Annotated in this window: 1 protein-coding gene; it reads right to left on the bottom strand. The window is 58.5% G+C overall.

All coding sequences use genetic code 11. The annotated features are described in order from the left end of the window. Nucleotides 1–541: Hsp70 family protein (locus EYA77_RS03710; protein ID WP_167815894.1), on the bottom strand; the 541-nt coding region annotated here is incomplete at its 3' end. Nucleotides 542–703: the final 162 nt, after the last annotated feature.

The following is a 703-nucleotide window of genomic DNA, read 5'->3' as shown; positions in this document are numbered from 1 at the left end:
GGCCATACGCCAGCGATGCCGCCGTCGGCTCGTTGATGATGCGCAGCACGTCCAGACCGGCAATCTTGCCGGCGTCCTTGGTTGCCTGCCGCTGCGCGTCGTTGAAGTAGGCCGGCACGGTGATAACGGCCTGCGTCACCGGCTCGCCCAGGTAGGCTTCAGCCGCGTTCTTGAGCTTGGTCAAAGTCATCGCGCTGATTTCCTGCGGCGTGTACTGCTTGCCGGTTGCGGGAATGCGCACGCGCACATCGTTCGCGCTGCCGGCCTCTACCTTGTAGGGCAGTCGGCCAATTTCGCCCTTAACGTCTTCCAGCGACTGGCCCATGAAGCGCTTGATGCTGAAGACGGTGTTTTCCGGGTTCACGACGGCCTGCCGCTTGGCCGACTGGCCCACGAGCCGCTCGCCGTTTTTGGCGAACGCCACGATGGACGGTGTCGTGCGCGCGCCCTCTTCGTTGGTGATGACCACCGGCTCGCCGCCTTCGAGAACGGCAACTACCGAGTTGGTCGTTCCCAGGTCGATACCGACTATCTTTGCCATTGGAATACCTCGTTCAGTTGTTTGGTGTTGAAGTTACGATACAAATCGGGTTCGGTAATGAACATGCTTACAGTCTAGACGACCCGTATCAGACCTATATATGACAGCCGTATAAACTTTGTAAGAGCAGTGAGCAAAAAAACGACGAGGCCACTTGTATGG

Origin of the sequence: Methanocorpusculum sp. GPch4, assembly GCF_012062385.1 — an archaeon.
Classification (GTDB): Archaea; Halobacteriota; Methanomicrobia; order Methanomicrobiales; family Methanocorpusculaceae; genus Methanocorpusculum; species Methanocorpusculum parvum.
Note: the sequence above shows the minus strand (reverse complement) of the source record. Positions and strands in the feature narration are given on the sequence as shown.